Consider the following 26,269-nt stretch of genomic DNA (forward strand, 5'->3'; position numbering starts at 1 on the left):
TATACTAAAAACTACATTCTTAATAAAGTAACATAAATTCATTGAGCTATCAGCATTAAAGCTATATCTTAAAGCTTGCTATTACGTCCATTAGATTGCGCGCTAATTCAGCTTGTTTTCTAGCTTCATCACTTAATTTATTGATAATTGTTGAAGATTGCTCAATTGTTTTTTCGATATCACTAGTTTTCTCAGAAGATTCTTGAGTCATTTGAGCCATATGCTGAACTGCATCAGTTACTTCATCTATTGTAGCATTTATCTCTTCTGACATAGCCGCTAACTCCATTGACATAGTGTTTACAAAGTTAGCATCTTCATGATATTGTACTCCGATCTTATTAAAGTTTTCAAAGTGAGAATTAACTCCATTTTGCATAAAATGTATAAGCTCATTACTATTAGAAGATAGATTATCAAAAGCCTTTTTAACTTTTTCAATAGTTACTTTAACACTTTCGACAGCCGATGATGACTGTTCTGCTAATTTTCTTACTTCGTCTGCTACAACCGCAAAGCCTCTTCCATGTTCACCTGCTCTAGCAGCTTCAATGGCAGCATTTAAAGCTAGTAAATTTGTCTGATCTGCTATGCTAGCTATTGTATTAGCCATAATACTTATTTCATCCACAACTTTCCCTGCCTCAATTGCTTTAACAATTTCAACTTCTTTTTCTGAATAAATTTTCTTTGTAGATACTAGCGCATCTTTACTCCTATTTTTAACTATATCTGCTCTATTCATAATTTCAATAGCATTATTAGTTCCATCAGTAGCTTTAGAAGATAACACAACTGTACTAGCATTTACTTCTTCAACTGATGCTGATATCTCCTCTGCAATAGCATTATTTTCTTGCATACTGGTATTTATTTGCTTTGTAGACTCATTAATAACTTCGAAATTTGAAGAAACTACTTTAATAGTTGAGAATACGTTTTCACTTGAATTATTAATATACTCTGAATCTTCAATAATATTTCTTACGAGCTTTCTAACATTATCTTGTGCAGTATTTAAGGTTTTAGCAGTTTGTCCATATTCATCCTTTCTCTGCAAATTTAAATCCACAGAAAAGTCATAATTAGACAATCTCTCCGCAAAATCTTTTATTTTTAACAATGCATTAGTTGAGTCCAAGGCAATCAATGTACCAAATAAAATCGTTAATAGGAACGATATTATCGCTATAGTAACATATTGCACTATAACTTTTCTAGTTTCTGCTTGTGTAAACTCTTGAACAGAACTAGCAGTACCATCAAATATTCTAACAATTCCATCAACACTATCTTGAGCAATTTTGAATGTACTTCCATATTGAATTTTATCTTTAATCCCACCATTGTTTATATCAAAGGTTTTTAACCAAAGATTAAAGTTGTTTTCAAAGTCTGCATAAAGCTCATCAATAGTCTTATTTGAGTATTCATCAGGCATCCTATCATAAATATCTTTATATAAAACTAATTTATCATTAATCATTTTACTTTCATTTTGTATTTTTTCTACACTTGCATTAAAATTTTCTATTTTAGTTTTAGTCTTTTCACTTTTGGAATTCATATCATTACGGATCTCATCTTGCAAAATATAAACTTTAAGAAATTCCTGATTAGTATTGGATATAGAAACACTTGTTTTGTAAATGTTTTCATAATAAGTATCAGTTAACATCTTTGCATTCCTATTGATATTAACTATGCCTATTATAGAAAGAATAAGTACAAATACCAAAGGAATGAAAACCATCAAATATAACTTGGTTCTAATTTTTAAATCCTTAAGCCTACTGAATTTCATTTTAAATTTTGAATTCTTAGGCATATTAAATTTCCTTCTATTCTTTAAATTCTTGAACATTATAACCCGCCTCCTCTTCTATTGTATATATACTTTTTATATTTTCCTTATTATGTTATATACCTACAAATAAATGTCATGTTCCATACTAATTTACGATGTTAAAATAAGTAAATAACCACCTTCCTAAGGTTAACTTATATATCTTTCAATAAATAGTTACGGATATTTACATTAATATACAATTTCTTTATTGTATTTTTCTTCATTAAATTCAGTCTATTTATTGAATAAACTATATCGTTAATCATTTTAAATATTTTTAAACTATAAATAACATAATAGAGGTCTCTATATTATTTTTCGAACTTATTTATGTTTTCTTTAGTTATTTTTAAGAAACTCTAAAACAGTTCATGCTTTATTATAATAAAAAATACATATAAATGCAAACTTTAACTATATGGCTATTTTCTTATTGATAATCTTAAAATAGACATGCTATTTCTTGAGTACTGTAGAATATTATTTGAATCTATATATGAGTTCCAAAGATGATACTACATCTAAGACTTTATCTAACAATGAGAGATTACTACAAGTTATGAAATAACTTTAATAGAACACATTAATCACAAAAAGTTCTATTGAAAATATAAAAACTTCATCCAGTTGTCAGCTTGCCAATATTGTTCTAGAATATAGGTGGACTACCATATAAATTAGCTATATTCATAAAAATAATTAGCATTTTATTGAGGAGATTAAGAAATGAAGATAAATAGGACGCTTTGCACTACGCTAATTTGTGTAACTTTGTCAGTCTCACTTTTAAGTGGATGTAAATCTAGCAAGAGTACTGCTGATAAAACTACTGCCACAATTAGTACAGAAACCCTAAATGAAACCAGTGAAAAAAACTTAAATGAAACGGAGAAGTATATGTTGGATCAATGGACTACCCCAGCAGATTTTGATATTTTAAAACCCAATGTAAATTACGGAGAAATGAATCTCATTCAGTATAATTCAACAACAACAGGCACAACAAGAAAATGTTATGTTATGACACCACCAAACTACTCTAAGGACAAAAAATATCCTGTTCTTTACCTTTTACATGGTATAGGTGGAACTGAAGAAGGCTGGCTAGAAGGTGAGCCTATGAATATCATTGGCAATCTTATTGCTACTGGTGAAGCTTCTGAAATGATTATAGTTATGCCAAACGTAAGGGCTATGGCAAACGATGGTCCACCAACAAATATGTTAAGCCAGGAAAATATCAATGCCTTTGACAACTTCATCAACGATTTAAAAAATGATTTAATGCCCTTTATAGAAGCAAACTATCCAATTTCGACCACACGTGAGGATACTGCAATTGCTGGTCTATCAATGGGTGGACGTGAATCATTATTTATAGGCTTTTCAATGCTTGATAAATTTGCTTATATAGGTGCTTTCTCACCAGCTCCAGGCTTACTTCCATACCCACTGCTAAACTACAAAGGACAATTAACAGAAGAACAATTTACCGTACCTGAAAATTCTCCTGAGCCAAAATTAATATTAATCTGCAATGGTGAATCTGACAGTGTTGTCGGAACAACTCCAGCTTATTACCATGATACATTAACAAAGAATGACGTTAATCATTTATGGTACACAATGCCTGGAAATCATGAATTCTCTGTATGGAAAAATGCACTTTATAATTTTGCTAAGAGAATATTTAAATAACTTTTTGTAGCAACTAACTTACCACCATAATGAAGACTGATAATTCTCTATAAAATATGTAAACTTCAATAAAGAATCTCCTATAGATATATTGATTTCTTAGTATATCTACAGAGTGTTAGTAATGAAGTTTATATAAAAGAAATAGGCAAAGAAATATTTAACATAAATTGTTACATTTCCTTGCCCCTTATTTTTGTAATCTAAATTTTTAACTCCTCTATCTTTTTTATATAGCTTTTTATAAGTGTTGCTGAATCTTTAAATCTTTTTAATTCATTATCAGTCATGTGTATCTCTAATACATCTGTTGCACCATTTCTATTTAGAATCGTTGGCACCCCTGCAAATACTTCTGTTTCACCATATTCGCCCTCTAACAAAGTCGATACAGGAATTATTTTATTTTCATCTTGAAAGATAGTCTTAATTATGCCAGCACAGGTTGAAGCTATTCCATAACAAGTTGTTCCTTTACGATTGTAAATTTCCCAACCTCCTTTTACAGTCTTCATAACAAGTTCGTCAAGACTTACATCTCCTACCAAAGCCTTATTATCCTGAATTACATCATCAAACTGTTTTCCTTCAATAGTAACCGTTGACCAAGGTATCATCTGAGAATCTCCGTGTTCACCCATTGAATAAGCGTGAACACTTCTAGGGTCAACGTTGACGATTTGTGCTATAAAATTCTTTAACCTTGCAGAATCTAGTGCCGTTCCTGTTCCTATAACCTGATTTTTGGGTAGCCCTGATAATTTATAAACGTAATATGCCATTATATCAACAGGATTAGAAATTACCACAAATATACCGTCAAAGCCACTAGACATAATAGGTTCAACAATAGACTTGCATATTTTTATACCCATCTCTAAGGTATCAAGCCTTGATTCTCCTTTTTTAGGAGGTGCTCCTGCAGTGATAACTACAATGTCCGCATCACTACAATCAGCATAAGTTCCTACCTTAACCTTAACATTATGACTTAAATACTGTATACTGTCCCTTAAATCAAGCACCTCACCCAAAGCCTTTTCCTTATTGATATCTATCATCAAAATTTCGTCACAAATCCCCTGTGTGACTAGACTAAAAGCTGTTGAGGAACCTACAAGTCCACAGCCAACAATTACAACCTTTCTTTTACTAATTTTCATCACTATCACCTCATAAATAGCTTTTCTTTAGTTTCTATTAAATATAACCTGTTGTGCTAGCAGATAAGTTTTCATTAAAAGGATATTTATACCATGATTTTAGGCAGTCCTATCCTATTGTCTCATATACTGTTTTTGGAAATTATTATCCGAATACTAATTCTTTAATCTTTGATATTTCTATACCTATATTAAAAAATTTATTTATAAAATAGCAAAGATTATGAGCTAATATTTTATTTGATATTCTTGTGGCAAATCCCCAAGTTGATTTTGTAAGAACCCTCTGCATATTTAATTGCTCGGAGAGCTGAGAAAAAGTAGTTTCTACTCTACGACGAGCCTTGAATATCAACTGCCTAAAAGGTTTTAAAAGTTTAGTTTTACTATTGTTACGATTTATTGTTAAAAGACGAATGTACCTTGTTTCTTTTAATTGCGAAGCAACTTTTTGACCTATATATCCTTTATCACCTATTAGTATATCAATCTCTGAATTAGCTGTGAGTTCCCAGACGACATCTCTGTCATCAATATTTGCTGCTGTTACAGTAAAATCTGTGATATAGCCATCGAGGGCTACTAAAGCATGTAATTTGAATCCATAATATGTTTCTTTTTTCGAAGCGCATCGCCCGTAGGCAGCCTCCGGCTTAAAAGCTTTATGGAAATGAGCTCTCCCAAACTTACACACAGGAATTGGCATACTATCTGCAATTCTCATTCGGTCATATTGATAGTTAAGAAATTTCGTTAACTCTTTACGAATTTCATCAATGACTCGAAATAATGACTTTCTAACTCTATGAAACCTCGGCCTACTACAAAAGTTGGGAAATAAGTCTCGTAGGTTTTTAGAGCAAAATCCAAACCATGCTTTTTCAGAGTCAATGGTTAAGAGTTCACCTACTAAAGAAATCGTAATTATTTCGCTATCAGTCATTACTGATTTAGCGATGTTACGACGATTTTTAATAAATGTTGGAGTTACTTTTTGGTAAAAGTCATCAATTATAACATAAGTGACAACAATAAAATCTTTTAAGTCATTTATTGTTATGGTAGAATCTTTATTAAACTCTGGCATATAGGTTAGCCTCCTATCATTAGATTAGTGGTGTTTTTTAATGATAGGTTAGCAAATATGCTGGAGTTTTTCTATTTGTAAGTATTGCCAGCGTATTTAACTAGCACAACGGGTAAATATAATATTTTTCTATAGTAAATCCTCGTCCTTTTACTTCATTTACCCTATTAATAATCATAAACGCTTTAGGATCTATGGAAAGAACAAGATTATTCAGCTTTGAAAGTTCTCTGTTTGAAATTACAGTAAGCACAACTAGATTATCCTTATGACAGTATCCTGTTTCAGCGTGGATTAAAGTAGATCCTCTATCAAGACGCTGAATAATCATCTGGTTAATCTCCTGATACTTCTCACTGACAATTTTCACTTGAGTTTTAGACTGACCAAGTAGCAACACCTTATCTAGCACTACAGTATAGATAAACACTAATAAAATTCCATATAGCACCTGCTCTTTATTTGCAAAAAGCATTTGAGATAAAAGAATGGTAAAGTCTAATCCATACATCACTACAGAAACTGAAAATCCAAACTTTTTATTTAGTATTAGCGGAGGTATATCCATGCCACCAGTAGATGCCCCTGCTTTTATTACGATTCCAATGCTAAAGCCAATCATGATTCCCGCATAAATTGTCGAAAGCAAATGATCAGAGGTCATATCCCCAAGAAAAGAAGCCTTCTGAAAAATTCCAAGAATAAATGGATAATAAAAAGTACTAATTAATGTGGTAAGTGCAAAAGATCTTCCAAGAAATATTGCACCTAAAATAAACATACTAATGTTGAAAACAGAAACAAACGCCGTAATTGGAAGGTTAGCCTGATGATAGAATAATAATGCTAAGCCAGTGGTTCCCCCTGTGATCAATCCGTTAGGAATGATAAACATAGTAACTGCCAAAGCATAAATCGTATTCCCTAATAAAATTAACAGTATATTTTTTAGTATTGATGTATTTCTTTTAAACATTTTACTTTACTCCTTAGTGCAATGTCTCATCTTATGTTTTTTCATATATAGTTATATAAAGAATTTCAACTTCGAATGTTGATTTGCCATTGTAATATAGTTAGAAAAATAAACTTATAAAACAGGCAATTCATCAGCACTATCAAAATTTATATTGATAGTACACCAACTATTTGTAACGAACTGCATATCTCAAAACTGTTTTTAATTTAGATTTTTCAGTTTTTTTCACATCTCAAAGATAAATTTCTCTATGTTTTAATGTTGTTATCTCAAGATTGTTTTCTTTTATGAAATTTTTCATTTGTTCAAAGCTCTGTGGTTCATCATCGTAAGAGCCAATATGCATCATCTGAACAGATAAACCGTCTTCCATTGGGCCAAAAGTTACATCATCCAATAAAGTGAGGTTCTTTTTCCTTCTGACATTTTCAAAGGCTTTATCAACGATTTCTTGTGTCACAAACTCTGGTTGCCTAATCATTATAGTATATATTAATTCATTCTTATCTAAGGTATCAGACAGCCTTCCACTTTCCGTTAAGTCCCATATCCCTTCCAATGGGTAAACAGTATATTCGTAATACCCATCTGGAATATATCCTTGTTTCGGCATCATTCTAACAGCATAAGCTAAAGAATATAACACAGCTACTTTTTCAGAGAATTCTGCTTCATTGGGATTACCTTTGCCACTTATCATAAAAAAATTATGTTTTGGGACTGTAATTAATTCAGGCTTTTCTTTTGGTAGATACAAATCCTTTTCCTGTTTCCTCCATTCATATTTCAAAATATCCCTTCTTTCTACTAATTCATAAGTAGACTATACCACATTAAATATGACACCATATTGTCATAATAAATTAAATTTATATGTCTGACTAAATTTTAATCTTCCCATTGTTCAGATCTTTTCACAGCCTTTTTCCATCTTTTATAAAGTTTATTTTTCTCCTCTTCATCAAATTTAGGATTATATTTTTCACTTACAGTCCAATTCTTTGCGATTTCTTCTTTAGACTTCCAAAATCCAACTGCAAGGCCTGCCAAATATGCTGCTCCTAGTGCAGTGGTTTCTGTTATAATAGGCCTTAAAACTTCTACACCTGTTATATCTGATTGAAATTGCATAAGGAAATTATTCCTACTTGCTCCACCATCAACCCTTAAATTCTTAATTTTAAAGCCAGCATCTTCTTCCATTGCTACTAATAAATCTTTTGTTTGATATGCTATAGATTCTAAGGCGGCTCGTACTATGTGATTTTTATTAGAACCTCTTGTTAACCCGAAAATACATCCCCTAGCATACATATCCCAGTATGGAGCCCCAAGACCAGTAAAAGCTGGTACTATATATACTCCTCCATTGTCTTTTACTTTACTTGCAAAATATTCTGTGTCTTCTGCACTGCTAACTAAGTTTAGTTCATCTCTAAGCCATTGAACGATTGCTCCTCCAACAAATACTGAACCTTCCAAAGCATATTCAATTTTATTATCTAACCCAATTGCAATTGTAGTGATTAAACCATGCTTACTTTGAACTATCTTATCTCCGATGTTCATAAGTAAAAAACATCCTGTACCATAAGTATTCTTAGCACAACCTTTTTCAAAACACGCTTGCCCAAAAAGTGCAGCTTGTTGATCTCCTGCTATTCCTGCTATAGGAATTCTAGTTTCACCGATTCCGCCTAAATTTATGTAACCATATATCTCTGAAGAATTCCTAACTTCTGGTAACATTGACTTTGGAATTCTGAGCTTTTCTAAAATATTATCGTCCCACTTTAAGTTCTTTATGTTATAAAGCATTGTTCTTGATGCATTTGTATAATCAGTTATATGTACTTTTCCTTTAGTAAGTTTCCATACAAGCCAAGTATCAACTGTTCCAAATAGTAACTTTCCATTGTCAGCTTTTTCTCTTGCACCTTCTACGTTATCTAAAATCCATCTAATCTTTGTTGCAGAAAAATACGCATCTAAAAGTAATCCCGTATTTTTCTTTATGTAATCTGCAAACTCTGTATCCAATTTTAACTCTTCAATTAAAGCAGCTGTTCTTCTACATTGCCATACTATGGCATTATAAACTGGCTCTCCAGTTTCCTTATCCCAAACAATAGTAGTCTCTCTTTGATTTGTTATTCCTAGAGCCGCAATTTCTTCTGGATCTATATTAGTCTTCGCAATAACTTCTTGCATTACACCATACTGACTTGCCCATATCTCTAAAGGATTATGCTCTACCCAACCTTCCTTAGGGTATATTTGAGTGAATTCCTTTTGACTTATCCCTAATATATTCTGTTCTTTATCAAAAACAATTGCTCGTGAACTTGTTGTTCCTTGATCTAGTGCTATCACATATTTTTTCACCATATCAAATCTCCCTATCAATAAAAATAATAATATACATTAGTACAGCCACATAAAACATATCACTTAGTCATATTTCTACTAAGAAACTTTTGTTTTATATGGCTTTATATTTTCATAATCGATTTTGCATATTTGATTATTTCATATTTATATTATGCTGTCAAACATATAGCTTTGATTACCTACCTTACTACCTCTTTTCCTTAAATATGCTAGAGTCTCTAATCAAAAACTTTGGATTTTCATACTGGAACTTTAATAATAATATTATTATCTTATAAAACCTTCTCTTCTATAAGTAATTTGTTTTTGATACTATACTTAGATGTAGATATGCTATAAAATATTAATAGTATATTTATGTTTTATTAACAATATATACATACATTAACGTCAATTATGAGTTACTAAATTAGATTTTAATTTTATAACCTCATTAAACTAGGGAGGGATTTAGGTATCAAAATATAGTGTTCAGTTTACAATACTTTAAACAATCAGTGAAATACATTAGGAGGTAGAAATATTTTGAGAAAAAGATTATTCGGGGTAATAGTTAGTGTTTTTTTTCTAATTAGTTTATTTAGTCTTATACATCCACAATCAGTTTTAGCAGGGGATTCTGTTGAAAAAAAGGTTAATATCGAGAATTTCAATGCTGATAAAGATACCATTATCCAAAATGAAATTGTTGTGAAATATAAAAACAATCAAAGTAATTCAAAAATATTCAGCTATTTTGGAATCTCTAGAAATACTGAGTCAAAAATTGAGAAAATAAAGGTTGATAACAAAGACCAATTAGAGCAACGTATAAATGAATTGCAAAATGACCCAAATGTAGAAAGTATTCAACCAAACTATAAATACGAGAAATTTGACATAGACAATACATCTGCAAATAATACAGTTCACGCCATGACGTCAATTACTGGGGTCAACGATAATCAATGGTATTTGGAAAGACTTCAAATTCCAGAACTATGGTCTCAAAGTACTGGAAAAGGTATCAAAATAGCAGTTCTTGATACAGGTATAGATTCAAACCACGAAGATTTAGTTGGTAAAGTAGTAGGTGGACAAGACTTCACTGGTACAGGCTCATATTTAGACAACAATGGCCACGGAACCTTTGTAGCTGGTATTATTGCTGCAGATAGAGCAAATAATATAGGTATCTCTGGAATTGCATATGATTCAAAATTATTGTCAGTTAAGGTACTTAATAAGGACGGATATGGTGATACAACTACTATATCAAAAGGTATAAAATGGGCAGCCGACAATGGTGCAAAAATTTTAAATCTAAGCTTAGGAACATCAAAAGATGATGCTATATTAAAGGAAGCTGTTAATTATGCTGTTTCAAAAGGTTGCATTATTATCGCATCATCAGGTAACTATGGTTTACAAGGCATAACTTATCCTGCTGCTTACGATAATGTTATAGCAGTTGGAGCAATAAATGAATCTACTCAATGGTGTTATTTTTCAAATTTTGGACAAGAACTCGATTTAGTAGCACCTGGTTCAAAAATATATTCAACTGTTCCACAATCTATAAATGCTTTAAAATATATGACTTATTCAGGAACCTCAGCATCAACGGCAATAGTTTCCGGAGAAGTTTCTCTATTATTGAGCAAACAACCACAATTAACTGTAAAAGATATTTTAAGTAAGATTAAAGAAACATCAATTGGTATAGGATTTTATACTGATGAAGCATTACTTTACGGGAATGGAATCTTGGATTTGAAAAAAATATTTACTGGAGAATATTCCAATTACTCCTTTAACAGAATAGAGAGTAGAGATAATAATACTATTGATAATGCAGAAAGAGTATATAACTCTACAGCATTTCCTTACGTTGAATTAAATCCTCACTCTGATGTTGATTGGTATAGGCTAGATATCCCAGAGGATACTGTAGCAAAGATTACAATCACTACTCCACAAAAGAATATATATGCTAATATATTTTCGGACAACTTCTATTATCCAGATAGGATTTTAAAAGTCGATGGTAAATCTGAATATTATATATCGAACTATTATAGCAATAGAAATTTCTATTTAGAACTATATACTCCAAATTTAGAGCCAAGTAATTGCTCTTTAAATATACAATACTTATCAATAAATGATCCTTCAATTCCAAAGGATCAAACCTTAAAATACTCAATTGATAGTATATCTCAAGGAAAAGTTATCACTGGAAACACCTTAGATATCAGCGGGTGGGCTTTAAGTAAACTTGGTATTACTAAAGTAGAAGCAATAGTAGATAATCAAGGCTTTGAACTGCAATATGGCCTTAGTAGACCAGATGTATATAATGCCTTTAAGGATTATAATGATAAAGAGTCAGGTTTTAGCAGTTCATTAAATATAAGTGATATACCTTACGGAACCCATAGTTTAAAATTAATGTTTACAGATAGTAGAGGAGTTATCTCTTTTTCAAATGCCATTACATTTACTACTATTGATACACTAAAGTACAGCTTAGATACTACAAAATCGGAAATGACTGTAAGTGGTAATTCATTGTTGATAGCAGGTTGGGCTCTAAGTAACGCTAGTATAGCTAAAATAGAAGCAATAATAGATAATGATAATCCTGTGGCACTGAAATATGGATTATCAAGACCAGACGTATATAATGCCTTCAAAGGATATAATAATAAAAATGCAGGTTTTAGTTCATATATAAACATAGCCAAATACGGTTATGGCTCCCATACGCTGCAGGTACGACTTACTTATGTAGGCGGTAGAATCGAAATTTTACAACAAATACAATTTAATATTAGTGGAACTTTAAAATCTAATCTTGATACTTTAAAATCCAATGATATAATCACAGGAAAATACATTAATATAGCCGGATGGGCTATAAGTAAAGCTGGTATCATAAAAGTTGAGGCAGTAATTTATGATAAAGCATATACTCTTAGTTATGGTTCTAACAGACCAGACGTATATAATGCCTTTAAAGATTACAACAATTCAAAAGCAGGGTTTAGTGGTACAATAGATGCTAGTAAACTTCCTATAGGAAACTATCCATTATATATTAGGATTACTGAAGTAGGTGGAAGAGTAACAATTGATAATGGCAGAAGTTTTAGAGTACAAAATGCTTTATACTGCCTAGATACTCCTAAAGCAAAACAACTTGTTTATGGAAATAAGCTTCAAGTAAGCGGATGGGCACTAAGTGATTCAGGAGTAGCAAAAGTTGAAATGTTAGTAAATGATACTGCTAAGACTTTAAATTATGGAATTAGTAGGTCTGATGTTTACAATGCATTCCCAAAATTCAACAACAAGAATGCTGGATTTAGTGCAGACATAGATATTAGCAAGTTACCATATGGTACTATAAAATTAAAATTGAGAATTACTGATAAGTTAGGACGTGTCTGGACACAAGAACAAGTAAATGAACTTGAAGTTGAAATTAAAGATACCGCTATATTTGGAATAGATACTCCAAAGGATACACAATCGGTGACAGGAAACACATTAAATATTAGTGGTTGGGCATTAAGTAAGTCTGGAATAACTAAACTTGAAGTGTTAATAGATGATATACCATATCCTCTAACTTATGGTATTAGCAGACCAGATGTATATAATGCTTATAAAAGTTATAATAATCAAAGTGCTGGTTTTAAAGGAACCGTAGATATAAGTAAGCTTGATTATGGATATCATCATTTGAAGATAAGAGCTACTAATAGAGATGGACGAGTATCAGTGTCACAAATACATGGATTTGGCATGGATAGTACACTACAATACAATCTAGAAACTCCAACCTATTTTGAAAAGATTACAAATGGATCTTTAAACATACGTGGATGGGTATTAAGTAAGTTCGGGATAACAAAAGTAGAAGCACTTATTGGAGATCAATGTTATGAGGTCCAATATAATGTAAGTAGACCTGATATCTATAATATTTATAAAGACTATAAAAACTTGAATTCAGGTTTTAATGAAAGTTTAGATGTAAGTAACATACCAAAAGGTTCTCACTTATTGCTCCTTAGGTTTACTGATGGAAGAGGAATAGTAAACTCCGGACCACTCATATCCGTAGATATTCAATAGAAATAGTATGCATACAATAAAATAAGTTATATTTAAATTAAGTAAGTGGATTTATACGGTCGTATAAATCCACTTACTTTTTTGAGTGGGGGGTGCGGACATTTTCTTGGACCAGCTAAGCTGGAAATCTAAGGCTCTGTCTGTACTCCTTAGGGCTCATATTTCCCAATAATATTTTTATCCGTCTTTCATTATACCCTACAAGATAAACATTAAGTGTATCTATGAATTCCTCAATGCTTACACCTGACCAATCTTGATTATAGAACATTTCGTTTTTCAATCGTCCAAATAAACCTTCGCAAGCAGAATTATCCGGAGAACATCCTTTCTTTGACATTGATCTCGTAAATCTTGCTTTATCCATTCTTTTAATCCAACCAGGCCATCTGTAATGGCAGCCCCTATGAGAATGAACTATTGGATACTCATTATCGTTTAATAGAGCAATGGCACTATCGAGCATAGAGTTTACCAAGTTTGAATCTGGACAAGTGCTGATTGTCCAACATGGCAATAGACCATCAAAGCAATCAACGATCGGAGACAGATATACTTTTCCGGCAGGAATAGCAAACTCTGTTATGTCAGTAAGCCATTTTTGATTGGGTTTATGTGCACGAAAATTTCTTTCTATAATATTTGAAACAGCTTGTGATATTTCTCCTTTATAAGAGTTGTATTTTCGGTTCTTTCGAATTTTTACTACCAGATTTTCTTGTTTCATTATTCGTCTGACAACTTTTTCTAAAACTGTATAACCGTCTTTGGCTAACAGCCTATAAATACGACGGTAACAATAGCGCCCTTTGGTTTCTTTGAACATTTCCTTTATGTGTTTACGTAACTGAGCATATTTATCTGGCTTGGATAAAACCTTCTCTTGATAATAATAACAACTCTTTGCAAGATCTAATTTTTCCAACAATAGTGGCAGTGAGTATTTATTTTTCAGGGCATCGACTATCACTGCCTTCTCCCGATTTTTGAGAGCTGTCTGGTCGACGCCTGGGTCTTTTTTAATACATTTATTGTTTCTTTTAAAATATCTATTTCAAGCTGCATTTGAAGCATTTGATCCTTTAATGCTTCAACCTCAACGTTGTATGCAACTGAACTTTCTTCTAAAGTATCTGGTTGGATATTTTTATCATTCATTAATGCAATCGCACTTTTCTGGAGATACTTTTTTCGCCAGGCATAAATGCTAGCCCTTGTATAACCAATATCCTCTGATACTGATTTTATACTTTCTCCCAATTCAAAGCAACGATGTAATGCATTCATTTTCACTTCAACAGGCGGATTGCGTGGATGCATTTTAGTATTAATGATCTCAAGTATCTTTCTTTGTTTTTGAGGCTTACACTCATCATAAATCCAGTTGTATAAGGCTTTTCTAGTAGATACCCTAATGTTTGAATTGTTTTCGTTACAGAGCCGCATTGATGATATAGTTTCAATGCGATATTAACTTTTTCTTTAGAATACATCTTTTAGAAGTTCCTTTCAGAGCTCTAAGGCAGTCCAAATTTTTGTCCGCACCTCCTAAATTTTATTTCTCGTAATATGAGGAGTTATCTTTTTGCACTTAGGACATATTTTAAATTCTTCATCAGGTATCTCCGAGTCTTTTGCATAATCATCAGTTCAAAACCATAAGATTTCCGATGTTTCTATCTCATTTTTCGTAAATCTATATACTCTCCCAAAAATGTTATACTCAATATTGCTTTCATTCATAAATTCTATTAAATCACTATATTCTTTCGAATCTGTAAACAAATTATATGCTCCTACTTTCCCAAGATTAATGTCTTCTGAATCATAACAGTAAAAGTTTGACCAAGGTTCTAATATGTTCTTATACTTTTCTGATATATTAATCCATACCTTTTCTTTCATTTAAATCACCTGAATTCTTTGCTAAGTTATATTTTGTAACCTTATATAATGTAGTTTCTCTAATCTTTATATCATCTCTGTTTATCTATCCTTGTTCCTAACTTTTTATATTTGTTTCATTTTAAATTCTCATGAATTTCTTCTTTTACACCCAGAAGAAGTGTCAGTTTTTTAGAATAATTTAAAGTAATTACTTTACAATATTTTAAAAGAGACTATCTCAACTTTTTCTGAAAATAGTCTCTTTTTAATGTCCATGTATGATAAATTAACCCGTTGTGCTAGTTAAATACGCTGGCAATACTTACAAATAGAAAAACTCCAGCATATTTGCTAACCTATCATTAAAAAACACCACTAATCTAATGATAGGAGGCTAACCTATATGCCAGAGTTTAATAAAGATTCTACCATAACAATAAATGACTTAAAAGATTTTATTGTTGTCACTTATGTTATAATTGATGACTTTTACCAAAAAGTAACTCCAACATTTATTAAAAATCGTCGTAACATCGCTAAATCAGTAATGACTGATAGCGAAATAATTACGATTTCTTTAGTAGGTGAACTCTTAACCATTGACTCTGAAAAAGCATGGTTTGGATTTTGCTCTAAAAACCTACGAGACTTATTTCCCAACTTTTGTAGTAGGCCGAGGTTTCATAGAGTTAGAAAGTCATTATTTCGAGTCATTGATGAAATTCGTAAAGAGTTAACGAAATTTCTTAACTATCAATATGACCGAATGAGAATTGCAGATAGTATGCCAATTCCTGTGTGTAAGTTTGGGAGAGCTCATTTCCATAAAGCTTTTAAGCCGGAGGCTGCCTACGGGCGATGCGCTTCGAAAAAAGAAACATATTATGGATTCAAATTACATGCTTTAGTAGCCCTCGATGGCTATATCACAGATTTTACTGTAACAGCAGCAAATATTGATGACAGAGATGTCGTCTGGGAACTCACAGCTAATTCAGAGATTGATATACTAATAGGTGATAAAGGATATATAGGTCAAAAAGTTGCTTCGCAATTAAAAGAAACAAGGTACATTCGTCTTTTAACAATAAATCGTAACAATAGTAAAACTAAACTTTTAAAACCTTTTAGGCAGTTGATATTCAAGGCTCGTCGTAGAGTAGAAACTACTTTTTCTCAGCTCTCCGAGCAATTAAATATGCAGAGGGTTCTTACAAAATCAACTTGGGGATTTGCCACAAGAATATCAAATAAAATATTAGCTCATAATCTTTGCTATTTTATAAATAAATTTTTTAATATAGGTATAGAAATATCAAAGATTAAAGAATTAGTATTCGGATAATAATTTCCAAAAACAGTATATGAGACAATAGGATAGGACTGCCTAAAATCATGGTATAAATATCCTTTTAATGAAAACTTATCTGCTAGCACAACAGGTTAAATTAATTCTCTGCTAAAGAATTACGAAATCTTCTTTAAGAACTCCTCTAACAGCTTATGTCTACTTTCATAAAGTTCTTGGCTTTCTTCCTTTAAATAATCTCAATATTCATTATCATTTGCAACATCATTTACTTGTTTTCATATATAATTAATTGAAATATGTATATCCTAATAGATTAATTATAAGATATCGATATTTTCCCATTTAAGATAATTTTCAATTATATACTGTTCAAAGTATTTCCATGAACATAGATGTTTTTCATTCCTCTCATTTATCGCTTTAGAATTTATTTCATCATCTTGAATGTTTCCTAAATGAGTAATATTTTTACTTGGTATTATCCTTTTAGAAGTACTCATTAAAAGGAGTTTATATAAAATTTTATCAGTTTTTAAATCTTTATATGCAACAGGTTCATAAAATTGAGGTATAATTGTAAGTTTGTTAACAATACTTATATCTGGAACCGTATCTCCTATCCACTTATAAACATGTACTATTGGCATAGTATGGCCTGGTGGATAAATATCCTCTCCTATTTTTCTAAAAAGGACGTATTTTTTATTAAACCCTTTATCACAACTATATTCACCAGTAAATTTATAAGCAAAAACATCTCCTATTTTCCATTGACATTTATATAAATTATATCTTGAGATTTTCTTTTCTTGTGGCATTGGTGAAAGTAATTTTATTTTTAATTCATTTAACACCACGATTCTTGCGTTATAGTTCTTCATACTTGATTCTTTCCATATCTCTAGGTGCCCTTCCTGATTAAGCCATTTTAATGCATTTTCCTTCACAGCAGGCAATAGTCTACCATAATTCCATTGAGTATCTGCAAGAGCAAACCAAAACTCAGGTCCTTCTTCTTCATCAGATATTATATCTATATTTTCTTCAATTAGATTATTCGTTATTTCTTCATTGGTTTTACCTCTTCTTAATTGATCTATATATTCACTTTTTACGTCTACTGCTATATCAGACGAATATAATTTTACACCCCATGCTCCCATATTACTCCTCCTTGTTTCCATTAAAAGCAATAAGTTTTTATGATAACATTTAAAACAAAACTAAAAAGATAAAACCTCTCTTAGCTCTAATCTATTTTGGGAACGTTTTTAATCTGTCTATAAAAAATATCATCTTTTTCATCTTTCACATCTCCAAAAGAATCACTTCCCAAATGTTCCTTTGCACTATTTTCTAAATTTTCGTTAAGTACTATGTCACCATATGGTTCATCAGATAAATATGTTATTATACCTACATTTGATAACTTTTCAGTACTTAACCAATTATATGAAAGAACTTTTTCTTCAGTAAAAAAATCGACATACAACTTTCCAAAATAATTGCACCAAAACACTCCTGGAATTCTAGTTTCCAGTGTTCCTACGACATGTTGCCTTGCTTGTGCTCCCTTATCTGTAATATATCCATATATACCATCAACGAGTAATATCAATTCTCTAAATAACAAGTCTATTTCTTTTTTGAATTTTTTATACAATTTTATTGAAATATAAAATTGTATAGTGCTTAATCTCTTTTTTATCCGATAATCCCACCAATCAACACTAAAAAGAAAACTCGACTTATTTATTTTTCCAATAACACTTCCGTAACAACCTTTAGCTTTATTTATTCCTTGACGTTCTTCAGTATATGTCCACATTTCTACTGCTGTATTAAAATCATAATTAATTCTTATTGGCTCATATAATCCAATTTTTTCAGGACATAAGTTGTTTTTTCTAGTAAATTAAAAAATACTTTTGCTGTTTCTTTATCATCAATGACGTTTTGTGTGTAAATTGTAACCATTATTTTATACATTCTATAATACTTCCTGTTTTAATTTTCTTTAAAATTTCTGAAAATTTTAATAACTTCTCTTAACAATAAGTTTAAAAGAGACTATCTCAACTTTTTTTGAAAATAGTCTCTTTCTAGTAGCTATTGTAGTGAATCTATTGTTTATTAAGAGGTTATGAAGTCTTCTTTAAAAACTCCGCTAACAGCTTAAGTTATTTTGCAATAGCCTATACGCTATATTCAGAAAAAAAAATTCGAACCGAAAAAGAAGAGATAAAAGAATTAAATGCTAAACTTCAGATTGCAAATATAAAACTTCAACAATATACTTTACAAGTAGAAAAATTAACTGCTTCTAAAGAGAGAACTTCTATGGCTCAAGAGCTTCATGATTCAGTAGGACACACCCTTGTAGCTCTTATTATGCATCTAGAATTTGCAAGAAAGATTTGTGATACAAACCCTGAAAAGGTAAAACAAGTATTAATCAAGTCTGAACATATTGCAAAATCTAGTATGAGTAACCTTAGAGAAGCTGTTAATATAATTAAAGAAGAAGAAATAAAATCTTTTAATGATTCTATAAAAAATATAATCGATAATTTTCATATGCTTAATAATATAGAAATTAATTATAGGACAAATAGACATCTAGATAATTTAAGTCTCATTATCAAAAACTCTATGTATAAAACTATTAAGGAATTTATCACCAATAGCATAAAGCATGGAAAATCAACGAAAATCAATATAGATATTTCACTAAAGAATAATAGTATAAATCTTATTTTAACTGACAATGGAATTGGATGTAACAAAATCATAAAATCAAATGGATTACTTGGAATTGAAAACAGAATTACTTCACTGAATGGATCAGTGAACTACTTTAGCAATGCTAACTTTGGCTTTAAACTAGATATATCCATTCCAATATCAATGGAGGAACTATGAAGATGATAAATGTTATAATAGCCGATGATCAGAAAATAGTAAGAGAAGGAATAAAGATGATCTTAAGCTTATATGATGAAATTAACGTAATTGGAGAAGCAGAGAATGGTGAAGAACTAATTAATCTTTTACAAAATTTTATGGCTGATGTGATTCTTATGGATGTTAGAATGCCTATAATCGATGGTGTGGAAGCAACTAAAATCATTAAAGAAAGATATATACATACAAAAGTAATAATACTAACAACCTTTAATGAAGATGAATATATATTTAAAGCAATTAAAAATGGAGCGGATGGTTATCTTCTAAAGGATGTTGGCTCTGAATTTATAATCAATGCAATAAGATCAGTTTACAATGGGGCAATGCTACTTGATCCAGAAGTAACGGTAAAAGTAGTTAAAGCCTTTAACTCAATTACTAATGAAAGCAAAAATTCCAATGAATTTGATAATATAAATAATAAGTTAAATTCACTTACACCAAGAGAAATAGATGTTGCAAAGCTAGTTGCTCAAGGTAAAAGTAATAAAGATATTTGTAGATCTCTCTTTTTAACAGAAGGAACTGTAAAGAATTATGTTACAAGAATTCTTGGAAAACTAGAGTTAAACAGTAGGACTGAATTAGCAGTATTCATTAATCAAGCTGGCATAGACTAGTTTTAATAGAGAACTAATGAACTTATTCTTGCAAAACAACTGTTATAGACGTGTTTAAATAATAATAATCTTACTACAAGTTCTCCTAAGATTTCAAATTTTATAATTTCATATAAAAAAGAGATGATATATATCATCTCTTTTTGGTGCAGGTGACAGGAGTTGAACCTGCACGCCGAAGGCGCTAGATCCTAAGTCTAGTGCGTCTGCCAATTCCGCCACACCTGCATACTATAAAGTTTTTTATTAAAACTTTCGCTTAATCATTATAACCTATCTGCAATTTAATTGCAAGGCTTAATAATAAAAATGGCTGGGATAGCAGGATTTGAACCTACGAATACCACAGTCAAAGTGTGGTGCCTTACCGCTTGGCGATATCCCAAGATTACCTTATGCCAAAAAGCTTGATTTTAGACATAAAATGGAGCGGGTGATGGGAATCGAACCCACGTAACTAGCTTGGAAGGCTAGGGCTCTACCATTGAGCTACACCCGCATAAAATGGAGCGGAAGACGAGATTCGAACTCGCGACGTTCACCTTGGCAAGGTGACGCTCTACCACTGAGCCACTCCCGCATATGCACCCGTTGTATATGAAACACAACAGCTATTACGATATTTATTATATCAGCATAGATTTCAAAAATCAATAGTTTTTTCTCCAATTTTATTGCTTTTTTATCATTATCTAAAATTTTTATCAAAAAAGGAAAGAGGCGTAAATATATTTGAATGATACAAAATTTACTTACGCTTCTTTTTGTTTTCTCTTTTCATTTTTAGCCTTCATCAGTTTCTCTAAAACTTTATAACTACATAAGTTTTAATAAAAAACTTCAAAAGCCCTGTCTAATTTTTTCTTCTAACTATGAAGATTGTTCCAATAAGAATATTTATTACTCCTACCATCAATAGGTTAGCAAAATCAAAATATGTTCCTGTTTTTGGTAGGCCTTCAATTGTAGCTTTATCTGTTTTTGTTGATTCTTCCGTTATAGCTTTATCCTTAACATTAGAATTAGTATTTTTACTTGGTGGTATCACTTTTTGATTTTCTACTATTAAATTTCGTGTTTCTGGACTATCAACCTTTATAGGTATTACTTGGTCACTTATTATGTATCCATCATCACCTTTTATTTGTTTAATAGTATAATCCCCATATCCAACATTATCGAACTTCACTACACCCTCATCATCACTCTCAACTTTCCCAATAGGTTTACCATTCTTATCATAAATGACAAATTCCGTATTAGGTAAACTCTTGCCATCCTTATCAACAGCTTTAACTATGATAGAAACTAAAATTTTAGCATTTCTTACCTCTTTAAAATAAGTAGCTCCATCATCCTTAACCAATATCTCTAATATATCCTCTGATATTTGATAACCAGATGGCGCTTTTATTTCTTTTGCTACATAATTTCCATACACTAAATCCTTAAATACTAACTTTCCATTAGTATCACTAACAGCTGTCATCAATGGATTTTCATACTTAGTATCTGTCGCATCATAAATAGCGAATTCTGCTCCTTCCACAGCATTTCCATCATTATCGATTTTATTTATAGCTATTGTACCTTTAATTTTTATATCAACTATCGTGTCAGGATTTGGTTTAACAGTCTTTCCATCTTCAACAATTCTTACTGATATTGTTTGTGTATATAAAGTATATCCTGTAATTGTTTTAGTTTCCTTTATTGTATAGTTTCCATATAGCACATCATTAAATGTAACAATTCCATTGTCACCACTAACTGAAACCATTAAAGGATTTAAGAAATTTAAATCTGTTGCATCATATAAAGTAAATTCTACTCCTTTTAATGGAAGTTTATCTGCTCTGACTTTCAGAAGTTCTATGTTCCCTTTGATTTTTGTATCAGCTAGTACATTTGGATTTGCTTCTATTGTTTTTCCTTCTTCATTTATTTCAGCTGTGCAAATTTGTGTTGATAAATTATATCCTACTGGAGCCTTTGTTTCTTTAATCAAATAGCTTCCAAATGAAACATTTTTAAATTCTACAAGTCCATTAGCATCACTAACTGCGGCCATTAAAGGAGTCGTATATGAAGTATCCTTAACAGAATAAAGTGTAAATTCTGCATTTTCTATACCTTTATTATCTTCTCCGACTTTAAGAAGTTTTATATTTCCTTTAATTTTGTTATTAATAACTGTATCTGGAGTTGCTTTAACTGTCTTTCCATCCTCAGTTATTGTTGCTGTAATAATTTGTGATATGGGATTATATCCTGCTAGTGGCTTAGTTTCTTTTATAACGTAGTTTCCATACTCTACGTTTTCAAATCTAACAATACCATTGCTATCACTTATTAAGCTCTTTAATGGATTTAAAAAATTGATATCCGTAGCATTATATAAAGTAAATTCAACGCCTTGAATTCCAGTTTTATCTTCTCCAGTTTTAAGAAACTCTATACTTCCTTTAATCTTAATGTTCCCTAATGTATCTGGAGTTGTTCTAACAGTTTTTCCTTCTTGAGAGATCTCTGCTGAAAGAATTTCTGAGGATAGAACATAGCCTGTTGGTGCTTTAGTTTCTTTAATTGTATATTGTCCATATGGAACATTATTAAATCTTACAATACCATTACTATCACTAACCGCAATCATTAATGGATGTAAATATGTAGTATCTAAAGCATCATAAAGAGTAAATTCCGCATTTGCTAGAGGCAACCCACTCTCTAAAGTCTTATTGAAATCTATATTACCTTTAATTTTTGTATTTATAATTGGACTAGTACTAGCTTGTACTACTTTTCCATCTTCAGTTATATTAACTGTGAGAACTTGTAATGACATATTATACCCTACTGCTGCTTTTGTTTCTTTAATCACGTATATTCCATATGGAACATTATTGAATAGTACACTGCCATTACTATCACTGATTGCTGTATTCAATGGATTTGTATAACTAGTGTCTGTAGCATCATAAAGGGTGAATTCTGCACCTGGAAGTCCTTTATTATCATCATCTACTTTAGTAAGCTGAATATTACCTTTTATCTTTTCATTTTGAAAAACATATGTTATATCTTTTTGATCTGTAACATTATGAAGTTGAAACTTATATAAATCGCTATTTACATTGTAGCCTACTGGAGCTGTTAACTCTTTAACATAGTAATCTATATCAAATTTTAGCTTATTAAATAAGACAGTTCCGTCACTTCCTGTTGGTGAAGAAGTAGCTTTTACATTACCATATTGATCTAGAAGTTGAAAAACCGCACCTGAAAGTTTCTTACTAGTATCATCCTTATCGACCTTTACTACAGTAATACTTCCAGTTGCTCCTACACCACCTCCACCACCGCTTGAGAACCAAACTCCAACAGAAGAAGATGAGGCATTTTGATTTGTAGTAAAACCATTAAACTGAACAGAATTAGAATATGAACCAACTTTTGTTACATTAGTTCTAAACTTCAATCTATACGCTCCTGTTCCAGAATCTTTAGGGAATGTAAATACAAACTTTCTTGTAGCTGGATCATAAGATACATTATCCTTTGTCAATTGAACTTTTGCCTTATCCGTAAGAGTTCCATTTGGATTGACCGTTAATGTATATAGTTCTACTGTATCTGTATCTAACGAAAGACCATCTTGCAAATTATCTGTTATAGTTGCACCTGATAAATCAATAGAATAATTATTATTTGATTCTACAATCCAATCAATATAATCATTACCGTTTGTATAACTAGATTTCTTAGAAACAACAGAATTTTGTATACTTCTACTAGCTGTACTAAATGTCACACCATCTTTTGGTATTTCATCTCCAGCAATAGTAGCCATATTATATAGATTTTTATATCCAGTAGAATTGAATATACTCAAATCTGTAATTCTAGTTTTAAGCGTTACTGTATAGGTTTTATTAATTGTACCAGTGAAATAATAAACAATCTTATTATTTGCTTTTATATCTGTTTCGCTATTAAACGTTCCTTTACTATTGTCATCTATAGTTGCCGAATTCTCAACATATTCTTGTCCGCTTGGAATTTCATCACTGACTATAGCATTAGTTATTGGCATAGCGTTTTTATTCACTACTATCTTCCAAGTAATTTCTCTTGTGGCATAGTTATAATCAACGCTTGTCTTCTTAATAATCTCACTATTTACAGACTGCGTTCCACTGGCATTTTCATTAACAGCTGTAGCTGTAATATTAGCACTGTTATTGTATATACCATTATAATTTGCTTTATAATGTTTATCATTCATTAACTGAGTTTGAAATTCTATTACATGAATATCAGAAAAACTATTAGAAAAGGTATAACTTAAAGTTCCTGTTTTGGTAACATCACCAGTAGTTGCGGCAGTATATATACTATCATCTAATAAAGTGCCATCTAATTTTACTGAATTAGCAACATAAGTTTGTCCATTAGGAATATCATCTGTAATAACTGCTCCCGCTGGTATATTAGTCTTATTTTTATTAACAGTAATTCTCCAAGTAATTCTACCGGTAGAAGCATCATAACCTATTCCATCCTTCTGAAGAATATTTGATTGAACGCCTACTCCATAGTTTGAAGATGTATTTGCCGGAATACCATCACCAACGATATATGCTATATTGTTAAAAACCTTTAGATTATTTGAATTGTATAAGTTTCCATTTACTTCAGTTGAAAAAGTAAAAGTCTTTACTCCAGATATATTTCCTAAACTATATTCAAGTCTGCTTGTACTAGTATTATCTATATAATTATAATAATATTCTCCATCAATTACAGTAGTATCAGCAGTTGAATCACCAACTTTTATAGTTCCAGGGATAACCTTTAACCCTGCTGGAATATCTTCAATAACTTTAGCATTTGCAATAGTTCTACCAGTTTCATTAACCTTAATTGTCCAATCTATTTGCTTTGTTGCTTCATCATATATACCGACTTTACTAATATATTTGACAGTGACTGGAACAGTCTTTGTATTAGAGGTTATAGCTTTAGAACTTCCATTATCCTGATAGTTTATTTTAGCAGTGTTTGTATAGTTGTAATTACCTTGCGCTTTTGTAGCCAAATCATTATGCACATTTGTTTTAAAAGTTATAACTTGCTCGGAAGTTATATTCCCTAGATCACATGATAATTTACCACTTTTATTATCATAGAAATAAGAAATAGGTATACCTTCAACTTCAACAGAATTATCAATAAATTCTTGCGAAGAGTCTATGATATCTTCAAAGTTTACGTTATCAGCCTTTACCCCTTCCTTATTGACAGTTACCTTCCAAGTGATATCATCAGTTACTGGATCATATGTTCCATTCTTCTCAACAGTTGGATCTGGTTGATCAAAATTTACATCAACAACAACAGGTGTTGCCATTCCTGTAATATTAAACACAATGGGAACAGGATTCAAATTTGATATCTCACTAGCTTTAAAATGACAATCAACAAAGAAATATCCACTAACGTTTGAGTTTTCACTTGCATACTGGGTAAAGGTAATTACTACTTTGTTGTCTGTACCTATACGCATATCTGCAATTTTATTACCCTCTGTATCATTGATTGGCTGATTAATAACAGCTACAATATGAATTTCCTTTGGTAATTGCATAGTGTATATATCACCAGCATTAACACTTTTGTCGTTTGGAATTTCCCAACTATATGTAGCATGAATTTCATCACTCTTACCAACATTATCCCCTAACTCGTTACCATTTGTATCTTTTATTGTGACACCAGTAATAAATGAGAAATCTGATATTTCAGTTGCTTTGACAAATATTAAATTAAAATTACTCATAAATATCTGCATTAGAAATACTATCACTAGTGTCGATGCTAAAAATTTCTTTTTTATCATTTGTTCACTCCTTTTTCCTTTTGTTTTTTAGCATAAAACTTAACTCAACACCACTAATTGCAAGGTTACTAATTTAGTATATTTTAAAATTTCTAACAGTGTCAAACAAAAAGTCTCATGGTATTCGTTTTCTTTTTTGTAAGCCGCAAATCTTTTTTTCTTTAACTTAAAGTTAATTTTATTTAAACTTATAAGCATACTTTCTAAACTCTAATCCCTTTTTATATCTTCTAATCCATATTATTTCATATAACTTTTTCTCATTTTTTCACTTTAGCATCAAGATTTTTTTCTA

Annotated in this window: 17 protein-coding genes and 4 tRNA genes; 5 read left to right on the plus strand and 16 right to left on the minus strand. The window is 31.0% G+C overall.

Annotated features, from left to right (window positions below; all coding sequences use genetic code 11):
* Positions 1-61: 61 nt before the first annotated feature.
* Entirely contained in the window at positions 62-1,864 is a 1,803-nt protein-coding gene (locus CLOCEL_RS13465; protein WP_010074515.1) for a methyl-accepting chemotaxis protein, read from the minus strand.
* A gap of 711 nt (positions 1,865-2,575) precedes the next feature.
* On the opposite strand from CLOCEL_RS13465, the gene CLOCEL_RS13470 reads away from it, so the two are divergent.
* Complete coding sequence (locus CLOCEL_RS13470) at positions 2,576-3,547, plus strand: alpha/beta hydrolase (protein ID WP_010074516.1); 972 nt, start codon at positions 2,576-2,578, stop codon at positions 3,545-3,547.
* A 203-nt stretch (positions 3,548-3,750) separates the two neighbouring features.
* Here the strand turns inward: CLOCEL_RS13470 and CLOCEL_RS13475 are convergent, their stop codons facing one another.
* The 5 genes from CLOCEL_RS13475 to glpK all read right to left on the minus strand — a co-directional run bounded on the left by CLOCEL_RS13475 (position 3,751) and on the right by glpK (position 9,161).
* Complete coding sequence (locus tag CLOCEL_RS13475) at positions 3,751-4,710, minus strand: L-lactate dehydrogenase (RefSeq protein WP_010074517.1); 960 nt, start codon at positions 4,708-4,710, stop codon at positions 3,751-3,753.
* A gap of 145 nt (positions 4,711-4,855) precedes the next feature.
* Complete coding sequence (locus CLOCEL_RS13480; RefSeq protein ID WP_010077629.1) at positions 4,856-5,797, minus strand: IS982 family transposase; 942 nt, start codon at positions 5,795-5,797, stop codon at positions 4,856-4,858.
* 100 nt (positions 5,798-5,897) lie between these two features.
* Entirely contained in the window at positions 5,898-6,773 is an 876-nt protein-coding gene (locus CLOCEL_RS13485; RefSeq protein ID WP_013291787.1) for a YitT family protein, read from the minus strand.
* A gap of 235 nt (positions 6,774-7,008) precedes the next feature.
* Entirely contained in the window at positions 7,009-7,566 is a 558-nt protein-coding gene (locus tag CLOCEL_RS13490) for a GyrI-like domain-containing protein (RefSeq protein WP_010074519.1), read from the minus strand.
* Positions 7,567-7,664: 98 nt separating this feature from the next.
* On the minus strand, positions 7,665-9,161 hold the full coding sequence (gene glpK / locus CLOCEL_RS13495) for a glycerol kinase GlpK (RefSeq protein WP_029169193.1): 1,497 nt from the start codon (positions 9,159-9,161) through the stop codon (positions 7,665-7,667).
* Positions 9,162-9,692: 531 nt separating this feature from the next.
* Here glpK and CLOCEL_RS13500 point away from each other — a divergent pair.
* Positions 9,693-13,289, plus strand: coding sequence for a S8 family serine peptidase (locus tag CLOCEL_RS13500; protein WP_010074521.1), 3,597 nt, complete (start codon positions 9,693-9,695; stop codon positions 13,287-13,289).
* A 115-nt stretch (positions 13,290-13,404) separates the two neighbouring features.
* Here CLOCEL_RS13500 and CLOCEL_RS22365 read toward each other — a convergent pair whose 3' ends face one another.
* From CLOCEL_RS22365 to CLOCEL_RS13515, 3 genes are all read right to left on the minus strand, one after another.
* Positions 13,405-14,313, minus strand: a complete 909-nt coding sequence (locus tag CLOCEL_RS22365) for an IS3 family transposase (protein WP_242655276.1) — start codon at positions 14,311-14,313, stop codon at positions 13,405-13,407.
* On the minus strand, positions 14,256-14,735 hold the full coding sequence (locus tag CLOCEL_RS23550; protein ID WP_242655165.1) for a transposase: 480 nt from the start codon (positions 14,733-14,735) through the stop codon (positions 14,256-14,258). The genes CLOCEL_RS22365 and CLOCEL_RS23550 overlap by 58 nt, the downstream gene beginning before the upstream one ends.
* A gap of 204 nt (positions 14,736-14,939) precedes the next feature.
* Positions 14,940-15,194: a hypothetical protein gene (locus CLOCEL_RS13515; RefSeq protein ID WP_010076592.1), complete on the minus strand. Its 255-nt coding sequence runs from the start codon at positions 15,192-15,194 to the stop codon at positions 14,940-14,942.
* 385 nt (positions 15,195-15,579) lie between these two features.
* On the opposite strand from CLOCEL_RS13515, the gene CLOCEL_RS13520 reads away from it, so the two are divergent.
* Positions 15,580-16,521 carry an IS982 family transposase gene (locus CLOCEL_RS13520; RefSeq protein WP_010077629.1) on the plus strand — a complete coding sequence of 314 codons (942 nt, stop codon included), beginning with the start codon at positions 15,580-15,582 and terminating at the stop codon, positions 16,519-16,521.
* A 284-nt stretch (positions 16,522-16,805) separates the two neighbouring features.
* Here CLOCEL_RS13520 and CLOCEL_RS13525 read toward each other — a convergent pair whose 3' ends face one another.
* Positions 16,806-17,651: a hypothetical protein gene (locus tag CLOCEL_RS13525; RefSeq protein WP_010076593.1), complete on the minus strand. Its 846-nt coding sequence runs from the start codon at positions 17,649-17,651 to the stop codon at positions 16,806-16,808.
* An 86-nt stretch (positions 17,652-17,737) separates the two neighbouring features.
* Positions 17,738-18,316, minus strand: coding sequence for a hypothetical protein (locus CLOCEL_RS13530; RefSeq protein ID WP_010076594.1), 579 nt, complete (start codon positions 18,314-18,316; stop codon positions 17,738-17,740).
* 512 nt (positions 18,317-18,828) lie between these two features.
* Between CLOCEL_RS13530 and CLOCEL_RS13535 the strand changes: the two genes are divergently transcribed.
* Both CLOCEL_RS13535 and CLOCEL_RS13540 read left to right on the plus strand, forming a co-directional pair.
* Positions 18,829-19,410, plus strand: coding sequence for a sensor histidine kinase (locus tag CLOCEL_RS13535; RefSeq protein ID WP_010076596.1), 582 nt, complete (start codon positions 18,829-18,831; stop codon positions 19,408-19,410).
* A 2-nt stretch (positions 19,411-19,412) separates the two neighbouring features.
* The gene (locus CLOCEL_RS13540) at positions 19,413-20,075 is read left to right on the plus strand and encodes a response regulator (RefSeq protein ID WP_010076597.1); all 663 of its coding nucleotides are present in this window, start codon (positions 19,413-19,415) and stop codon (positions 20,073-20,075) included.
* Positions 20,076-20,219: 144 nt separating this feature from the next.
* Here the strand turns inward: CLOCEL_RS13540 and CLOCEL_RS13545 are convergent.
* From CLOCEL_RS13545 to CLOCEL_RS13565, 5 genes are all read right to left on the minus strand, one after another.
* Positions 20,220-20,303, minus strand: a tRNA-Leu gene (locus CLOCEL_RS13545).
* 82 nt (positions 20,304-20,385) lie between these two features.
* Positions 20,386-20,460 (minus strand) — tRNA-Gln (locus CLOCEL_RS13550).
* A gap of 40 nt (positions 20,461-20,500) precedes the next feature.
* A tRNA-Gly gene (locus CLOCEL_RS13555) sits at positions 20,501-20,574 on the minus strand.
* 6 nt (positions 20,575-20,580) lie between these two features.
* Positions 20,581-20,655, minus strand: a tRNA-Gly gene (locus CLOCEL_RS13560).
* Between the two features lie 273 nt (positions 20,656-20,928).
* The gene (locus CLOCEL_RS13565; RefSeq protein ID WP_013291788.1) at positions 20,929-25,974 is read right to left on the minus strand and encodes a SpaA isopeptide-forming pilin-related protein; all 5,046 of its coding nucleotides are present in this window, start codon (positions 25,972-25,974) and stop codon (positions 20,929-20,931) included.
* Between the last annotated feature and the right edge of the window lie 295 nt (positions 25,975-26,269).

Origin of the sequence: Clostridium cellulovorans 743B, from assembly GCF_000145275.1 — a bacterium.
Classification (GTDB): domain Bacteria; phylum Bacillota; class Clostridia; order Clostridiales; family Clostridiaceae; genus Clostridium_K; species Clostridium_K cellulovorans.

Excerpts from the sequence above, each read along its gene's own strand:
- CLOCEL_RS13465 (WP_010074515.1), bottom strand. The coding sequence starts at position 1,864 with ATGTTCAAGAATTTAAAGAATAGAAGGAAATTTAATATGCCTAAGAAT.
- CLOCEL_RS13470 (WP_010074516.1), top strand. The coding sequence starts at position 2,576 with ATGAAGATAAATAGGACGCTTTGCACTACGCTAATTTGTGTAACTTTG.
- CLOCEL_RS13475 (WP_010074517.1), bottom strand. The coding sequence starts at position 4,710 with ATGAAAATTAGTAAAAGAAAGGTTGTAATTGTTGGCTGTGGACTTGTA.
- CLOCEL_RS13480 (WP_010077629.1), bottom strand. The coding sequence starts at position 5,797 with ATGCCAGAGTTTAATAAAGATTCTACCATAACAATAAATGACTTAAAA.
- CLOCEL_RS13485 (WP_013291787.1), bottom strand. The coding sequence starts at position 6,773 with ATGTTTAAAAGAAATACATCAATACTAAAAAATATACTGTTAATTTTA.
- CLOCEL_RS23550 (WP_242655165.1), bottom strand. The coding sequence starts at position 14,735 with ATGCGGCTCTGTAACGAAAACAATTCAAACATTAGGGTATCTACTAGA.
- CLOCEL_RS13515 (WP_010076592.1), bottom strand. The coding sequence starts at position 15,194 with ATGAAAGAAAAGGTATGGATTAATATATCAGAAAAGTATAAGAACATA.
- CLOCEL_RS13520 (WP_010077629.1), top strand. The coding sequence starts at position 15,580 with ATGCCAGAGTTTAATAAAGATTCTACCATAACAATAAATGACTTAAAA.
- CLOCEL_RS13525 (WP_010076593.1), bottom strand. The coding sequence starts at position 17,651 with ATGGGAGCATGGGGTGTAAAATTATATTCGTCTGATATAGCAGTAGAC.
- CLOCEL_RS13530 (WP_010076594.1), bottom strand. The coding sequence starts at position 18,316 with ATGTGGACATATACTGAAGAACGTCAAGGAATAAATAAAGCTAAAGGT.
- CLOCEL_RS13535 (WP_010076596.1), top strand. The coding sequence starts at position 18,829 with ATGGCTCAAGAGCTTCATGATTCAGTAGGACACACCCTTGTAGCTCTT.
- CLOCEL_RS13540 (WP_010076597.1), top strand. The coding sequence starts at position 19,413 with ATGATAAATGTTATAATAGCCGATGATCAGAAAATAGTAAGAGAAGGA.
- CLOCEL_RS13565 (WP_013291788.1), bottom strand. The coding sequence starts at position 25,974 with ATGATAAAAAAGAAATTTTTAGCATCGACACTAGTGATAGTATTTCTA.